Origin of the sequence: Actinoplanes subtropicus, assembly GCF_000721705.1 — a bacterium.
GTDB classification, from domain to species: Bacteria; Actinomycetota; Actinomycetes; order Mycobacteriales; family Micromonosporaceae; genus Actinoplanes; species Actinoplanes subtropicus.
The window spans coordinates 328,227-342,405 of record NZ_JOJL01000007.1 but is presented as its reverse complement, the minus strand read 5'-3'; the positions used below and the strand labels follow the sequence as shown (position 1 = coordinate 342,405).

Annotated in this window: 17 protein-coding genes; 15 read left to right on the top strand and 2 right to left on the bottom strand. The window is 68.8% G+C overall.

Annotation, left to right across the window (positions count from 1 at the left end):
- Positions 1 to 69: 69 nt before the first annotated feature.
- The 13 genes from IH26_RS0112220 to IH26_RS0112160 all read left to right on the top strand — a co-directional run bounded on the left by IH26_RS0112220 (position 70) and on the right by IH26_RS0112160 (position 10,742).
- Positions 70 to 561 carry a hypothetical protein gene (locus IH26_RS0112220; RefSeq protein WP_051807996.1) on the top strand — a complete coding sequence of 164 codons (492 nt, stop codon included), beginning with the start codon at positions 70 to 72 and terminating at the stop codon, positions 559 to 561.
- A 282-nt stretch (positions 562 to 843) separates the two neighbouring features.
- Complete coding sequence (locus tag IH26_RS59710) at positions 844 to 1,005, top strand: AtpZ/AtpI family protein (RefSeq protein WP_169789743.1); 162 nt, start codon at positions 844 to 846, stop codon at positions 1,003 to 1,005.
- A 30-nt stretch (positions 1,006 to 1,035) separates the two neighbouring features.
- The gene (gene atpB / locus IH26_RS0112210; RefSeq protein ID WP_030436277.1) at positions 1,036 to 1,812 is read left to right on the top strand and encodes a F0F1 ATP synthase subunit A; all 777 of its coding nucleotides are present in this window, start codon (positions 1,036 to 1,038) and stop codon (positions 1,810 to 1,812) included.
- An 89-nt stretch (positions 1,813 to 1,901) separates the two neighbouring features.
- The gene (locus IH26_RS0112205; RefSeq protein WP_030436276.1) at positions 1,902 to 2,126 is read left to right on the top strand and encodes an ATP synthase subunit c family protein; all 225 of its coding nucleotides are present in this window, start codon (positions 1,902 to 1,904) and stop codon (positions 2,124 to 2,126) included.
- A gap of 34 nt (positions 2,127 to 2,160) precedes the next feature.
- Positions 2,161 to 2,715, top strand: a complete 555-nt coding sequence (locus tag IH26_RS0112200) for a F0F1 ATP synthase subunit B (RefSeq protein WP_030436275.1) — start codon at positions 2,161 to 2,163, stop codon at positions 2,713 to 2,715.
- Positions 2,715 to 3,536, top strand: a complete 822-nt coding sequence (locus tag IH26_RS0112195; protein WP_030436274.1) for a F0F1 ATP synthase subunit delta — start codon at positions 2,715 to 2,717, stop codon at positions 3,534 to 3,536. Before IH26_RS0112200 ends, IH26_RS0112195 begins: the two co-directional genes overlap by 1 nt.
- 87 nt (positions 3,537 to 3,623) lie before the next feature.
- A complete protein-coding gene (gene atpA, locus IH26_RS0112190; protein WP_030436273.1) occupies positions 3,624 to 5,273 on the top strand; it encodes a F0F1 ATP synthase subunit alpha in 1,650 nt (549 codons plus the stop codon).
- Between the two features lie 2 nt (positions 5,274 to 5,275).
- On the top strand, positions 5,276 to 6,205 hold the full coding sequence (locus IH26_RS0112185; RefSeq protein WP_030436272.1) for a F0F1 ATP synthase subunit gamma: 930 nt from the start codon (positions 5,276 to 5,278) through the stop codon (positions 6,203 to 6,205).
- Positions 6,205 to 7,647, top strand: coding sequence for a F0F1 ATP synthase subunit beta (atpD, locus tag IH26_RS0112180; protein WP_030436271.1), 1,443 nt, complete (start codon positions 6,205 to 6,207; stop codon positions 7,645 to 7,647). The genes IH26_RS0112185 and atpD overlap by 1 nt, the downstream gene beginning before the upstream one ends.
- A gap of 179 nt (positions 7,648 to 7,826) precedes the next feature.
- Positions 7,827 to 8,942, top strand: coding sequence for an LCP family protein (locus IH26_RS0112175; RefSeq protein ID WP_034214760.1), 1,116 nt, complete (start codon positions 7,827 to 7,829; stop codon positions 8,940 to 8,942).
- A gap of 92 nt (positions 8,943 to 9,034) precedes the next feature.
- Positions 9,035 to 9,316, top strand: coding sequence for a F0F1 ATP synthase subunit epsilon (locus IH26_RS0112170; protein WP_030436269.1), 282 nt, complete (start codon positions 9,035 to 9,037; stop codon positions 9,314 to 9,316).
- Between the two features lie 9 nt (positions 9,317 to 9,325).
- The gene (locus IH26_RS0112165) at positions 9,326 to 9,796 is read left to right on the top strand and encodes a DUF2550 domain-containing protein (protein ID WP_030436268.1); all 471 of its coding nucleotides are present in this window, start codon (positions 9,326 to 9,328) and stop codon (positions 9,794 to 9,796) included.
- A gap of 148 nt (positions 9,797 to 9,944) precedes the next feature.
- Positions 9,945 to 10,742 carry a PhzF family phenazine biosynthesis protein gene (locus IH26_RS0112160; protein WP_030436267.1) on the top strand — a complete coding sequence of 266 codons (798 nt, stop codon included), beginning with the start codon at positions 9,945 to 9,947 and terminating at the stop codon, positions 10,740 to 10,742.
- A gap of 188 nt (positions 10,743 to 10,930) precedes the next feature.
- On the opposite strand, the gene IH26_RS0112155 is transcribed toward IH26_RS0112160, so the two are convergent.
- A complete protein-coding gene (locus tag IH26_RS0112155) occupies positions 10,931 to 11,503 on the bottom strand; it encodes a cob(I)yrinic acid a,c-diamide adenosyltransferase (RefSeq protein ID WP_030436266.1) in 573 nt (190 codons plus the stop codon).
- A gap of 42 nt (positions 11,504 to 11,545) precedes the next feature.
- Between IH26_RS0112155 and murA the strand changes: the two genes are divergently transcribed.
- The gene (gene murA, locus IH26_RS0112150) at positions 11,546 to 12,832 is read left to right on the top strand and encodes a UDP-N-acetylglucosamine 1-carboxyvinyltransferase (RefSeq protein WP_030436265.1); all 1,287 of its coding nucleotides are present in this window, start codon (positions 11,546 to 11,548) and stop codon (positions 12,830 to 12,832) included.
- Positions 12,833 to 12,847: 15 nt separating this feature from the next.
- On the opposite strand, the gene IH26_RS0112145 is transcribed toward murA, so the two are convergent.
- A complete protein-coding gene (locus IH26_RS0112145) occupies positions 12,848 to 13,195 on the bottom strand; it encodes a hypothetical protein (protein ID WP_030436264.1) in 348 nt (115 codons plus the stop codon).
- Positions 13,196 to 13,318: 123 nt separating this feature from the next.
- On the opposite strand from IH26_RS0112145, the gene IH26_RS0112140 reads away from it, so the two are divergent.
- Positions 13,319 to 14,167, top strand: a complete 849-nt coding sequence (locus IH26_RS0112140) for a 3-hydroxyacyl-CoA dehydrogenase family protein (RefSeq protein ID WP_030436263.1) — start codon at positions 13,319 to 13,321, stop codon at positions 14,165 to 14,167.
- The last annotated feature ends 12 nt before the right edge of the window (positions 14,168 to 14,179 follow it).

Here is a 14,179-nt window from a genome sequence, read left to right as displayed (position 1 = left end):
GCACCCAGCCGCAGCGGCGGACGGCCTCGCCGGCGAGGGCCAGAAGGGCATGCCAAAGGAGGGCACAGCATGACGGAGACTGGCGAACCGGCGGTGACGCTTCCGGGCGTACCCAAGCAGGGTTTTGATCGTGATGATGACAACACTCCGCTGCCCGACCTGCCGCCGCTGCCCGCCGATCCCCGGTGGCGGGTGGCGCACCTGCCGTTCCTGAGCGCGGTCTCGGCCGCCCTGCTGCTCTGCGCCGCCTCGGTCGGATTTTTCGCCGGCGGGCCCGCCTCCGCGGTCGGCGCCGGGACCGGCGTGCTGATCGTGACCATCAGCTACACGATGTCCACGCTGGTCATCGCGTGGGCGGACACCGTGCGCCCGGCCCTGCTGATGCCGCTGGCGATGCTCACGTACGTGCTGAAATGCGTGGTCCTGGGCGTGGTGCTGGCCTACGGCGTCAACACCGCGTGGACCGGCAAGATCGCGCTGGGCTGGGGAGTCGTGGCCGGCGTGCTCGCCTGGACCGGCGTGCAGGCCTGGTGGTTCACCGCGTTCCGTCCCCCAAAGTGATCTTCTGCACGTCGTTTTACCTCGGCAAACGCCCCATTCGTGGTTTGTTGACCACGAAACGGTGACGTGAAACGACGTGGCGTGTCCGGTTCTCGCGGAGGGGGAGTACCGTGTCGTTCCAGTTGCGAGACCCCTGACGCCTGGACAACTGCGGTTGTGCGGGGGGTCCCGCTTAGCCTCATGTTTCCTGCTGATATCGTTCGGGCCGTCATGACCGGTCAGGAACCTCCCAAGAATCCCCATGGGGACGACGGTCCAAATCCGCCCGACACGGGTATGGGCATGACGGCCGTCGCTTACCTCCTCTCGGGCATGTTGGTGTGGGGCGGGATCGGTTGGCTGGTCGACCACTGGGTGGGGACCAGGGGCATCTTCGCCGGCCTGGGTGCGGTCCTGGGCATGGCCGGTGGTGTCTACCTCATCGTGCGCCGTCTGGGCGCCTGACAGGAAAGGGCTACGGTGGCCGTTCAGTCGATGGTCCTCGCAGACGTTCCGTTCCCGCCGAGCGTCGAGGACTTCTACCTGCCGAGCATCCTGCCGTGGGGTGAGCACGACAACTACTGGTTCACCAAGATCACTGCGCTGGTCTGGCTGTCGGCCGCACTGATCATCATCTTCTTCCTGGTCGCGTACCGGAAACCGCAGCTGGTGCCGAGCAAGAGGCAGTGGCTCGCGGAGAGCCTCTACGGCTTCGTGCGCAACAACATCGCGATCGAGATGATCGGTCCGGCGGGTGTGCGCTTCGCTCCGTACCTGACGACGTTGTTCACCTTCATTTTGCTGAACAACTTCTGGGGCATCGTTCCGCTCATCCAGATTTCACCTAACTCGCATATCGCCTTCCCGGCGTTCCTTGCGGTGATCAGTTACGTGATGTTCATCTGGGTGGGCATCCGGCACCACGGCTTCGTGAAGTACTTCAAGAACTCTCTGATTCCGCCGGCGCCGTGGTTCATCCTGCCGCTGCTGATTCCGATCGAGTTCTTCTCGAACTTCCTGGTCCGGCCGTTCTCGCTGGCCGTCCGGCTCTTCGCCAACATGTTCGCCGGCCACATGCTGCTGCTCGTGTTCACGCTCGGCGGCTTCGCGATGCTGAACGCCAACGCCTGGTTCCTCCCGTTCTCGATCGTGTCCTGGGCGATGACCATCGCGCTGACCTTCCTCGAGTTCCTGGTGATCTGTCTCCAGGCCTATGTCTTCACGGTGCTGACGGCGAGCTACGTCCAGGGCGCGCTCGCCGACGAGCACTGAGCACCACCCCCTCGCACCGCCAGTAACACCCCGTTGTCGTCCCGCGTGAAACCGATTCACGCGAGATACCTGGAGGAACTGAAAAAATGATGGACATCGCTGCTTTCACCGGTAGCACCGCCGCCATCGGCTACGGTCTCGCCGCCATCGGCCCCGGCATCGGCGTCGGCCTGGTCTTCTCGGCCTACATCCAGTCGACCGCGCGTCAGCCGGAGTCCTCGCGCCTGACCCTGCCGTACGTCTGGATCGGTTTCGCCGTGGTCGAGGCGCTCGCGCTCCTCGGCATCGCCTTCGGCTTCATCTGGCAGGGCTGAGTACCGCTCCTCCGCCTCGAAGGAGGTTCTGTAAATGATCAATACTCTGCTTGCAGAGGCCGCCACCACCGAGAAGCACAACCCGATCATCCCGATCTGGCAGGAGATCCTCGTCGGCGGCCTCGCCTTCGTCCTGCTCTGCTGGGTGCTGATGAAGTTCGTCTTCCCGCAGATGGAGAAGACGTTCGCGGCCCGGGTGGACGCGATCGAGGGCGGCATCAAGCGCGCCGAGGCCGCCCAGGCCGAGGCCAACCAGCTGCTCGAGCAGTACCGGACGCAGCTGGCCGAGGCCCGGACCGAGGCCGCTCGCATCCGCGACGAGGCCCGGGCCGACGCCGAGGGCATCCGGCAGGACGTGCTGGCCAAGGCTCGCGAGGAGTCCGACCGGATCATCGCGGCCGGCCGTGAGCAGCTCAATGCGCAGCGCGAGAGCATCGTGCGGGACCTGCGCTCGGAGGTCGGTGAGCTGGCCGTCGAGCTGGCCAGCCGGATCGTCGGTGAGTCGCTCGCCGACGAGGCCCGCAACCGGGGCACGGTCGAGCGCTTCATCGCCGAGCTCGACTCGGCCGGCTCGACGGGCGGACGCTGATGGCGTCGAGCGTCAGCCAGCAGGCCTACAACTCGGCGGTGGAGAAGCTCGCCGCCGAGACCGGTTCGGCCACGGCCGCGCAGCTGGCCACGGTCGCCGACGAGATTCTGTCGGTGGCCGGCCTGCTGCGGGCCCAGCCCGCGCTGCGCCGGGCGCTGACCGACCCGTCGCGGGAGGGTTCCGAGCGGGCCGAGCTGCTGCGCTCGCTGCTGTCCGGCAAGCTGTCCGCGATCACCGTCGACACGCTGACCACGCTGGTGGCCGGCCGGTTCTCCCGGCCGACCGAGCTGCTCGACACCACCGAGCGTCTCGGCGTAGAGGTCGTGCTGCGCTCGTCGGAAAAGGCGGGCACCCTCGCCGACGTGGAGGACGAGCTGTTCCGCTTCGGGCAGATCGTCAGCGGCAACGCCGAGCTCGCCGTCACGCTGAGTGACCCGGGCGCGCCGACATCGACCCGGGTTAAGCTGGTGGAGGACTTGCTCAAGGGCAAGACCCAGCCGGCGACGCTCCGGCTCGTCGAGGTGGCGCTCGAGGGGTTCCTCGGCCGTCGCTTCGACTCGTCGCTCACCAGGCTGGTCGAGCTGACCGCCGCGAAACGCGACCGCGAGGTCGCGTACGTGACGGTGGCCCGTCCGCTCCGCGACGAGGACGAGCAGGCGCTGGCTGCCAAGTTGTCCGACATCTACGACCGCCCGGTCTCCCTGAAGGTCGTTGTCGACCCCGTGATCATCGGCGGGGTGAGTGTCCGAGTCGGCTCCGACCTCTACGACGGCACGATCCTGCGGCAGCTCAACACCGCCAGGCAGGCGTTCGCTAAATAGGTTTCTTCCCCTTGGTCGCGGCAACGCCGGGATCGAGCAGGCCCCTCGGCGGCGGCGACGTCCCGAGCTAGACAGAGAAGGCAGAGGATGGCCGAGCTGACCATCTCCTCGGACGAGATCCGGGGGGCGCTAGAGCGCTACGTCTCGTCCCACACGAACACGGTCGTCCGCGAGGAAGTCGGCATCGTCTCCGATGCGGGCGACGGCATCGCGCACGTCGAGGGCCTGCCCTCGACCATGGCGAACGAACTGCTCGAATTCGAGGACGGCACGCTGGGTGTCGCCCTGAACCTCGACGTCCGCGAGATCGGCGCCGTGGTTCTGGGCGAGTTCGAAGGCATCGACGAAGGCCAGCAGGTCAAGCGCACCGGCCGGGTTCTCTCGGTGCCGGTCGGCGACGGCTTCCTCGGTCGCGTGGTCGACCCGCTGGGCCGGCCGATCGACGACCGCGGCGACATCGAGAACGAGGGCTTCCGCGAGCTCGAACTGCAGGCGCCGAACGTGATGGCCCGGCAGCCGGTGAAGCAGCCGCTGCAGACCGGGATCAAGGCGATCGACGCCATGACGCCGATCGGGCGGGGCCAGCGCCAGCTGATCATCGGGGACCGGAAGACCGGCAAGACCACGGTCGCGATCGACACGATCATCAACCAGAAGGCGAACTGGGAGTCCGGTGACCCGGACAAGCAGGTCCGCTGCATCTACGTGGCGATCGGCCAGAAGGCGACCACCATCGCGTCCATCAAGGGCACGCTGGAGGAGCAGGGCGCGATGGCGTACACGACCATCGTGGCCGCCCCCGCTTCCGACCCGGCCGGCTTCAAGTACATCGCGCCCTACACCGGCTCGGCCATCGGCCAGCACTGGATGTACGCCGGCAAGCACGTCCTGATCGTGTTCGACGATCTGACCAAACAGGCCGAGGCGTACCGCGCGGTGTCCCTGCTGCTGCGCCGCCCGCCGGGCCGCGAGGCCTACCCGGGCGACGTCTTCTACCTGCACTCCCGGCTGCTGGAGCGCTGCGCGAAGCTCTCCGACGAGCTGGGCGGCGGCTCGATGACCGGTCTGCCGATCGTCGAGACCAAGGCCAACGACATCTCGGCCTACATCCCGACCAACGTCATCTCGATCACCGACGGCCAGATCTTCCTGGAGACCGACCTGTTCGCCTCGGGTGTCCGCCCGGCGATCAACGTCGGCACCTCGGTGTCCCGGGTGGGCGGTTCGGCGCAGGTCAAGGCGATGCGCTCGGTCTCCGGCCGGCTCCGCCTCGACCTGGCCCAGTTCCGTGAGCTGGAGGCGTTCTCGGCGTTCGCGTCCGACCTGGACAAGGCGTCGCGGGCGCAGCTGGACAAGGGCGTACGCCTGGTCGAGCTGCTCAAGCAGCCGCAGTACTCGCCGTACTCGGTGGTCGACGAGGTCGTCGTGATCTGGGCCGGCACCACCGGGCAGCTCGACGACATCGAGGTCGGCGACGTCCGCCGCTTCGAGGGCGAGCTGCTCCAGTGGCTGCACCGGCACCGCGCCGAGGTCCTCACCTCGATCGAGTCGACCGGGCAGCTGTCCGACGACAACATCGAGAGCCTCAAGTCCGGCCTGGACGAGTTCAAGGAGCTCTTCAAGCAGGGCGAGACCGGTATCAAGCTCAACGAGCCCGACGCCGAGGCGATGGCCGAGGGCCGCGAGACCCGCGAGACGGTGACCCGTGAGGTTCACCGTCCGGCGGCCGAGAAGTAGTCATGGCCGGTCAGGTACAGGCCCTCCGGCGGCGCATCCGCACCGTCAAGTCGACCAAGAAGATCGCCAAGGCGCAGGAGCTGGTCGCGACCAGCCGGATCGCCAAGGCCCAGGAGCGAGTGGCCGCCTCCAAGCCGTACGCGGAGGCGATCACCCAGGTCCTGACCGCACTGGCGTCCAACGCGACGATCGACAACCCGCTGCTGGTCCCGCGCGAGCGGGTCCGGCGGGCGGGGGTCCTGCTGATCACCAGTGACCGCGGCCTGGCCGGCGCCTACAACGCCAACGCCCTCCGCACCGCCGAGCAGCTGATCCAGAAGCTGAAGGCGGACGGCAAGGACGCGGTGCTGTACGTGGTCGGCCGCAAGGGCGTCGGCTACTACCGGTTCCGCAACCGGCCGATCGAGGCCAGCTGGACCGGATTCTCCGAGCGGCCGTCGTTCGCGGACGCGAAGAGGATCGGCGACGCGCTGCTGGAGGCCTTCGTGGCGGGCGCCGACGACGGCGACGAGCATTACGGCCCGGACGGCATCCAGGGCGTCGACGAGCTGCACATCGTCAGCACGCAGTTCAAGTCGCTGATGACGCAGAGCGCGGAGGCGCACTTCCTGGCTCCGATGCAGGTCGAGGAGCGCGAGGTCGAGCCCGGTCTGCGGCCGGCGTACGAGTTCGAGCCGGACGCCGACGAGTTGCTGGACGCGTTGCTGCCGAAGTACCTCAACACGCGGATCTACGCGGCGTTGCTGGACTCGGCGGCGAGCGAGTCGGCCTCCCGGCGCCGGGCGATGAAGAGCGCGTCGGACAACGCGGACGACCTGCTCAAGCGGTACACGCGCGAGATGAACTCCGCGCGGCAGGCTGCGATCACCCAGGAAATCAGTGAGATCGTCGGCGGCGCCAACGCGCTGGCCGCGGCGGGAAGTGATGTGTGATGACTGCTGTTGCTGAGCCCAAGAAGGCGGAGACCGGCGTCGGCCGCGTCGTCCGGGTCATCGGCCCGGTCGTCGACGCCGAGTTCCCGCGTGACGCCATGCCGAACATCTACAACGCGCTGCACGTCGAGGTGACCCTCTCCGAGGGCACCAAGAAGCTGACCCTGGAGGTCGCCCAGCACCTGGGGGACAACCTGGTCCGCGCGATCTCGATGCAGCCGACCGACGGCCTGGTCCGCGGCGCCGAGGTCACCGACACCGGCTCCGGCATCTCGGTGCCGGTCGGCGACGTGACCAAGGGCCACGTGTTCAACGCCCTCGGCGACGTGCTCAACGCCGACCCGTCGACCCTGGACATCCAGGAGCGCTGGACGATCCACCGCCCGCCGCCGGCGTTCGCCGACCTCGAGCCGAAGACCGAGATGCTGGAGACCGGCATCAAGGTGCTCGACCTGCTCGCGCCGTACGTGCGCGGTGGCAAGATCGGCCTGTTCGGCGGCGCGGGCGTGGGCAAGACGGTGCTCATCCAGGAGATGATCATCCGGGTGGCCCGTAACTTCGGCGGTACCTCGGTGTTCGCCGGCGTGGGCGAGCGCACCCGTGAGGGCAACGACCTCATCCTGGAGATGGCGGAGGGTGGCGTTCTCGACAAGACCGCCCTCGTCTTCGGCCAGATGGACGAGCCGCCGGGCACCCGTCTGCGGGTCGCCCTGACCGCGCTGACCATGGCGGAGTACTTCCGGGACGTCCAGAACCAGGAGGTGCTGCTCTTCATCGACAACATCTTCCGGTTCACCCAGGCCGGCTCCGAGGTGTCCACCCTGCTCGGCCGCATGCCGTCGGCGGTGGGTTACCAGCCCACGCTGGCCGACGAGATGGGCCAGCTGCAGGAGCGGATCACCTCGGTCCGGGGCAAGGCGATCACCTCGATGCAGGCGATCTACGTGCCCGCCGACGACTACACCGACCCGGCGCCGGCCACCACGTTCGCCCACCTGGACGCGACCACCAACCTCGAGCGGTCGATCTCCGACAAGGGCATCTACCCCGCCGTGGACCCGCTGGCCTCCAGCTCGCGGATCCTCGCGCCGGAGTTCGTGGGGGCCGAGCACTACGCGGTCGCCCGTGAGGTGCAGCGGATCCTGCAGAAGTACAAGGACCTGCAGGACATCATCGCGATCCTCGGTATGGACGAGCTCTCCGAGGAGGACAAGGTCACGGTGCAGCGGGCCCGCCGCATCGAGCGCTTCCTCTCGCAGAACACGTACGCGGCCGAGCAGTTCACCGGCGTTCCCGGCTCGACGGTCCCGCTGAAGGAGACCATCGAGGCGTTCAAGAAGATCAGCGAGGGCGAGTACGACCAGTTCCCCGAGCAGGCCTTCTTCATGTGCGGCGGCCTGGAGGACCTCGAGCGCAACGCGCACGAGCTCATGAAGGGTTAGAGCTGAGCTAGCTGGCGTCGCCTCCGGCGCCGCGGGCGATCGCCTCTTTGGGGCTGATGAGGAGAGGCCGGTTTTCGACACCGCAAACCCCGCGGAGCCGAAAACCGGCCTCTCCTCGTCAGCGGGGCGATCGCGCGCCCGTCCGTTTCTCGAGAAGCCGGGTGTCCGTTGCTTAACCTGTGACGGTGGCCAAGGCAGGGCAGAGGCGGGCTCCCTTGTGGGCCCGCCTCTGTGCCATTTCCGGCTGTGTCCTGATGCTCCTCAGCGGCGGTGCGCTGATCACCGGTCAGCTGCTGATGGCGCGGTACGCCGGCGCGGTGCAGAACAAAGACCTGCTCGGCGGTCGGGCCGCGAAGGTCTCGGACATCATGGGGCCGCTCAACATCCTGCTGGTCGGCATCGACCCGCGAAACGACGAGCAGACCCCGCTCTCCGACTCGATCATCATCGTGCACGTCCCGGCGGCGATGGATCAGGCGTACCTCTTCTCCATCCCGCGCGATCTGGTGGTGGACATCCCGCCCTTCGACAAGACGGGGTTCCGGGGCGGCCGTTCGAAGATCAACGCCGCGATGGGGTACGGGAGTTCGCTGGGCAACGGCAAGCACGATCCGGCACAGGGCTTCGAACTGCTGGCCCAGACCGTGCAGCGGCTCACCGGCATCCGCCAGTTCGACGCCGGCGCGATCGTCAACTTCGGCGGGTTCAAGAAGATCGTGGACGCCATGGGCGGCGTGACCCTGACGGTCGACCAGCACGTGAAATCCGAGCACCTGCAGCCGGACGGCAAACCCCGGCCGCGGTACGCCCGGTGCGCCGACAATTCGTGCGCGCACCCGTACTACGGGCCGCAGGCGGAGTACCGGCCGGGCACGTATCACCTGGCCGGGTGGCAGGCGCTCGACTACGTCCGGCAGCGGTACGGCCTGCCCAACGGCGACTATGACCGGCAGCGGCACCAGCAGCAGTTCATCAAGGCGATGGCGCAGCAGGCGCTGAGCCGGGACGTGGTCACCAACCCGGTCACGCTGGACCGGGTGCTCAAGGCGGCCGGCGGCGCGCTGACCTTCGACGGCAAGGGCCACAGCGTGGTCGACTGGGGCTTCGCGCTGAAGAACATCCGGTCCGCGAACATGGTGCTGATCAAGCTGCCGGGAAAGTCGCTTTACGAGGGCGGCGACTATCTGGGCGAGGGGCTGGACCCGAGCGCCACCGACTTTTTCGCCGCGGTGACCCGGGACAGCCTGGCGACCTTCCTCTTCGAGCACCCTGAGTACTTCAGCAACAACGCGTAGCGAGTGTGGCGGTGGCCACCCCCTACCTCGGCGGACCACCTCGCCGTTTAGACTTCACCCATTCGGTAACACCGGCTGAACAGGGAGACAGCGTGGCCAACCAGCTGCCCGTCAAGGTCGTCGCCGTCGAGGAGCGGATCTGGTCCGGCGAGGCCGAGATGCTCGTCGCACGCACCACCGAGGGTGAGATCGGCGTGCTGCCCGGTCACGCGCCGCTGCTGGGCCTGCTCAAGGAGCCGTCCCAGGTGCGGGTCAAGCTCGCCGGCGGCGAGCAGCTGACCTATGACGTGAGCGGCGGCTTCCTCTCGATCGATGCGGACGGCGTCACCGTCCTCGCCGAGAGCGCCGTGCCGGCCACTCCCGAGTCGCACTGACCGCCCGCGATGCGGATTCTGGAGTTCTTCGGGATCTGCGTCGTCGCGCTGCTCGCGCTGCTCTTCGTGATCTTCTTCCGCCGCCGGCTGCTCATGGTCGGCGGCGGCACCATTCGCCTGCAGGTCCGGGTCAGCACGATGGTCCCGGGCCGCGGCTGGTCCACCGGCGTCGGCCAGTTCGTCGGCGACGAGCTCCGCTTCCACCGGATGTTCAGCCTCGCCTTCCGCCCTAAACGGGTGCTCGACCGCACGGTTCTGCTGGTCGAGGAGAAACGTGACCCCGATGGGCCCGAGCGGCTCACCATGCCGGCCGGCTGGTCGGTGCTGCGCTGTCGCAACGGCGACGACGGCGAGATCGAGATAGCCATGGCCGAGTCCACGGTGACCGGCTTCCTCTCGTGGCTTGAGGCGGGCCCGCCCGGGCAGCCCGGCAGCCTCAGCCCCCGGCCGATCATCCGGCCCCGCCCGGCCGACCACTGACACTCGGTACGCCGCAGATCCGGTTGGCCGCAGATCCGGTTGGCCGCAGATCCGGTTGGCCGCAGATCCGGTCGGCTACAGATCCGGTCGGCCACTGACCGCGGATTGGCCGCTGAATTCGGTCGGCGCCCGCCCCTAGGGTCGAGGCATGCGGATTCAGATCGTCGATGCGTTCACCGCCCGGCCCTTCGCGGGCAACCCCGCCGGGGTCGTGGTGCTCTCCGCCTTCCCCGACACCGCCTGGATGCAGCGGGTCGCCGCCGAGGTCCACCTGTCCGAGACCGCGTTCCTGCACCCCCTGCCGCCCGGCGCCGAGGCCGATTTCGCGCTCCGCTGGTTCACGCCCGTCGTCGAGGTCGCGCTCTGCGGGCACGCCACCCTGGCCAGCGCGCACGTCCTGGGCCGCGACAAGACCAGCTTCGCGACGCTCAGCGGGGTGCTGACCGCCACGGCGACCGACGACGGGTGGTACACGCTCGACTTCCCGACCGCGCCGCTGAGCCCGATCGACGCGCCGCCCTGGCTGTCCGGCGTACTGGGCGCCGAGATCGTCTCGGTGCACCACACCGGCCCGAACACCGACGACCTGCTGGTCGAGCTGGCCGACGAGGCGACGGTTCGCGGCCTGCGGCCCGACCTGAGCACGCTGGCGACCAAGGAGAACCGCGGCGTGATCGTCACCGCCGCGGCCGCCGAGCCGGACGGCGGGTACGACTTCGTCTCCCGCTTCTTCGGCGCGGCCGCGGGCGTGGGGGAGGACCCGGTGACCGGCAGCGCGCACACCGCGCTCACGCCGTTCTGGTCGGCGCGGCTGGGTGGGCGCACGTCGATGACCGGGTATCAGGCATCGGCCCGCGGCGGCTTCGTGCGGGTGACGCAGGCCGGCGACCGCACCCTGCTGACCGGCCAGGCCGTCACCACCATCGACGGCGAGTTACTCGTCTGACCGCGCCGCCCGCGGTCGCTTTCGCCAGGGTGAGCGGCGGCAGCAAGGGTGAGCGACGCCTGGGTTGGCCCGCCCGAGTTGCAGCACAGCCCGGATGGTGGCGGCACGGGGTCGGGACGGCAGCCGGCTCGCCGGGAAATGCGGGGACTTGTCCCTCACGTACGGTAAAGGGAATTTGAACTTGGTCTTTACCGAGATCCGCCCGGGACCCATTTCACGTCGCCGGCCGGGTTGGCGACGCGGGAGAGGATGAAGAGCAGGTCGGAGAGACGGTTCAGGTATTTCGCCGGCAGGTCGCTCGTACGGTCGGCGTCGTCTTGCACCAGAGCCCAGGCCGCACGTTCCGCGCGGCGCGCGACGGTGCGTGAGACATGCAGCAGGGCCGCGCCGGGGGTGCCGCCGGGGAGGATGAAGCTGTCGAGGGGCTTCAGGCGCTCGTTGAACTCGTCACACCAGCCCTCCAGGCGGGTCACGTAGTCCTCGGTGATCCGCAGCGGGGGATAGGGCGGATCCTCGGCGATCGGGTTGCAGAGGTCGGCGCCGACATCAAAAAGATCATTCTGTACGGCGGTGAGCACGGCCCGGATGTCGTCGGGCAGGTCGCCCAGGGCCAGCGCCACGCCCAGCGAGGCGTTGCACTCGTCGGTGTCGGCATACGCGGCCAGGCGCGGATCGGTCTTCGCGACGACCTCGTTGTTGCCCAGCCGGGTCTCGCCGGCGTCGCCGGTGCGGGTGTAGATGCGGGTGAGGTGAACGGCCATGTACCTACCCTACGGAGGCGAGCTCGGGCCGCGGCCCATACCATGGCCCGCGTGGATGTGATCAGGGTGAAGGGCGGCGCCCAGCTCGCCGGCGACGTCAGCGTCGGCGGCGCCAAGAACTCGGCGCTCAAGCTGATGGCGGTCGCGCTGCTCGCGCAGGGCCGCAGCGTGGTGGAGAACGTCCCCCGGATCACCGACATCGCGATCATGGCCGAGGTGCTGCGGCGGCTGGGTTGCCAGGTCACGCTGGAGGGCGGCCACGCCATCATCGACGTGCCGGCCGAGCCGGGCAGCGAGGCCGACTACGACCTGGTCCGCCGGCTGCGCGCGTCGATCTGCGTGCTGGGCCCGCTGCTGGCCCGCCGCGGCTACGTGCGGGTCGCGCTCCCGGGCGGCGACATGATCGGCTCCCGCGGGCTGGACATGCACTTCTCCGGCCTTACCCGGATGGGCGCCGAGATCTCCGGCGAGCACGGGTTCGTGATCGCCGCCGCCCCGCGTGGCCTGCGCGGCAGCAAGATCTGGCTGGACTTCCCGAGCGTCGGCGCCACCGAGAACCTGCTGATGGCGGCGGTCCTGGCCAAGGGCGTCACGGAGATCGACAACGCCGCCCGCGAGCCGGAGATCGTCGACATCTGCGACATGCTCACCGCGATGGGCGCGCGGATCGGCGGCGCCGGCAGTTCGACGCTGACCGTCGAGGGTGTCGAGTCGCTCAGCCCGGTCACGCACCGCACGGTCGGTGACCGCATCGTGGGCGGCACCTGGGCCTTCGCCACCGCGATGACCCGCGGCGACGTGACCATCCACGGGGTGCGGCCGGAGTATCTGGACGTCGCGCTGGACAAGCTGGTGACGGCAGGCGCGCAGGTCACTCTGGGGGAAAACCAGTTTCGCGTACGCATGGAGCAGCGCCCACGCGCAGTCGACATCGTGACGCTGCCGTTCCCGGGCTTCGCCACCGACCTGCTGCCGATGGCGATCGGGCTGGCCGCCGTGGCCGAAGGCGCATCGCTGATCACCGAGAACATCTTCGACGGCCGCTTCATGTTCGTGAACGAGATGGTCCGCCTGGGCGCCGACATCCGCACCGACGGCCACCACGCGGTGGTCAACGGGCGGGAACGGCTCTCCGGCGCGCCGGTGCGGGCCACGGACATCCGGGCCGGGGCCGGTCTGGTGATCGCCGGGCTGTGCGCCGACGGCGTGACCGAGGTGGGCGAGGTGCACCACATCGACCGGGGCTACCCCGACTTCGTGACGGACCTGGCCAAGCTGGGCGTCGAGGTGGAGCGGGCGGACGTGCCCGAGCCGACCTTCGACTTCTGATTTACCGGGCGGGTTTTACAGGGCGGGCGAGCCGCCGACCAGGCGCCGGGCGGTCTCGAACTCCTCGGCGAAGACCAGCACCGCCACCCGGCCGTCCCGGACGACGGCCTGGGTGGCGCGGATGCCGGCGTCGCCGAGCAGTCGCCGGATGTCGTCGGCCACGTCCGGATCGTCGGTGACCGCGACCGGGCAGAGCAGGCCGTAGTCGTCCGGCTCGCCGAAGATCGCGAGGCCGTCGGCGGCAGCCTCCTCGCCGGCGAGCGTCCATTGCAGCCCCATGCGCCAGAAGACGGCGCCGAGCAGGCCGACCAGGCCGACGGCGAGCAGTGGCCCGACGAGGTACCAGCCGTTGCCTGAGGGCATGCGCATAGTCTGGCACCGCCGCGCGGGCGTTTCCCCGGATTTGCCCCGATCGAGGGGAGCTGAGGCCTCGTTAAGCTGCCCCGGTAGGGTGAGGTAACACGCATCGTCAGAGGGGGAACGCACATGGCGGGTCGACTCGCGGTCATCGGCTCCGGGCTGATGGGCTCCGGCATCGCGCAGGTCTCGGCGCAGGCCGGCTGGCAGGTCACCATGCGGGACGTCGACGACGCCGCGACCAACCGGGGCATGGCGGCGATCCGGGATTCGCTCGGCCGTTTCCAGTCCAAGGGGAAGATCACCCAGGAGGAGGCGGAGGCCACCCTCGCGCGGATCACCCCCACCACCGACCTGGAGGCGGCCGCCGACGCCGACGTCGTGGTCGAGGCGATCTACGAGAAGGTCGAGGCCAAGCACGAGGTCTTCCGGGCCCTCGACAAGATCTGCAAGGCCGGCGCGGTGCTCGGCACCAACACCTCGGCCATCCCGATCACCCAGATCGCCACCGTCACCGAGCGGCCCGAGTCGGTGGTCGGCATCCACTTCTTCTCGCCGGTGCCGATGATGAAGCTGGTCGAGCTGGTCCGCGGGTACCAGACGTCGGACGACACGCTGGCCGACGCGCGCAACTTCGCCGAGGAGGTCGGCAAGACCTGCGTCGAGGTGAAGCGGGACGTGGCCGGCTTCGTGTCGAACCGGCTCTTCTCGGCGCTGCTGGTCGAGGCGATCAAGCTGGTCGAGTCGGGCGTGGTCTCGCCGGCCGACCTCGACACGGTGATGAAGCTGGGCTTCGGGCACGCGATGGGCCCGCTGGCCACGGTGGACCTGACCGGCCTGGATGTGATGCTCAACGCGGCCGGCAACATCTACCGGGACACCGCGGACGAGAAGTTCTTCCCGCCGGAGCTGCTGCAGCGCATGGTCACCGCGGGCGACCTGGGCCGCAAGACCGGCAAGGGCTTCTATACCTACTGAGTTCCGGCATTC

Coding starts and splice junctions, on each gene's coding strand:
- atpD (WP_030436271.1), top strand. CDS start 6,205: ATGACTGCTGTTGCTGAGCCCAAGAAGGCGGAGACCGGCGTCGGCCGC.
- atpB (WP_030436277.1), top strand. CDS start 1,036: ATGGTCCTCGCAGACGTTCCGTTCCCGCCGAGCGTCGAGGACTTCTAC.
- IH26_RS0112165 (WP_030436268.1), top strand. CDS start 9,326: ATGCGGATTCTGGAGTTCTTCGGGATCTGCGTCGTCGCGCTGCTCGCG.
- IH26_RS0112160 (WP_030436267.1), top strand. CDS start 9,945: ATGCGGATTCAGATCGTCGATGCGTTCACCGCCCGGCCCTTCGCGGGC.
- IH26_RS0112195 (WP_030436274.1), top strand. CDS start 2,715: ATGGCGTCGAGCGTCAGCCAGCAGGCCTACAACTCGGCGGTGGAGAAG.
- atpA (WP_030436273.1), top strand. CDS start 3,624: ATGGCCGAGCTGACCATCTCCTCGGACGAGATCCGGGGGGCGCTAGAG.
- IH26_RS0112185 (WP_030436272.1), top strand. CDS start 5,276: ATGGCCGGTCAGGTACAGGCCCTCCGGCGGCGCATCCGCACCGTCAAG.
- IH26_RS0112140 (WP_030436263.1), top strand. CDS start 13,319: ATGGCGGGTCGACTCGCGGTCATCGGCTCCGGGCTGATGGGCTCCGGC.
- IH26_RS0112205 (WP_030436276.1), top strand. CDS start 1,902: ATGGACATCGCTGCTTTCACCGGTAGCACCGCCGCCATCGGCTACGGT.
- IH26_RS0112145 (WP_030436264.1), bottom strand. CDS start 13,195: ATGCCCTCAGGCAACGGCTGGTACCTCGTCGGGCCACTGCTCGCCGTC.
- murA (WP_030436265.1), top strand. CDS start 11,546: ATGGCCCGCGTGGATGTGATCAGGGTGAAGGGCGGCGCCCAGCTCGCC.
- IH26_RS0112155 (WP_030436266.1), bottom strand. CDS start 11,503: ATGGCCGTTCACCTCACCCGCATCTACACCCGCACCGGCGACGCCGGC.
- IH26_RS0112200 (WP_030436275.1), top strand. CDS start 2,161: ATGATCAATACTCTGCTTGCAGAGGCCGCCACCACCGAGAAGCACAAC.
- IH26_RS59710 (WP_169789743.1), top strand. CDS start 844: ATGACGGCCGTCGCTTACCTCCTCTCGGGCATGTTGGTGTGGGGCGGG.
- IH26_RS0112220 (WP_051807996.1), top strand. CDS start 70: ATGACGGAGACTGGCGAACCGGCGGTGACGCTTCCGGGCGTACCCAAG.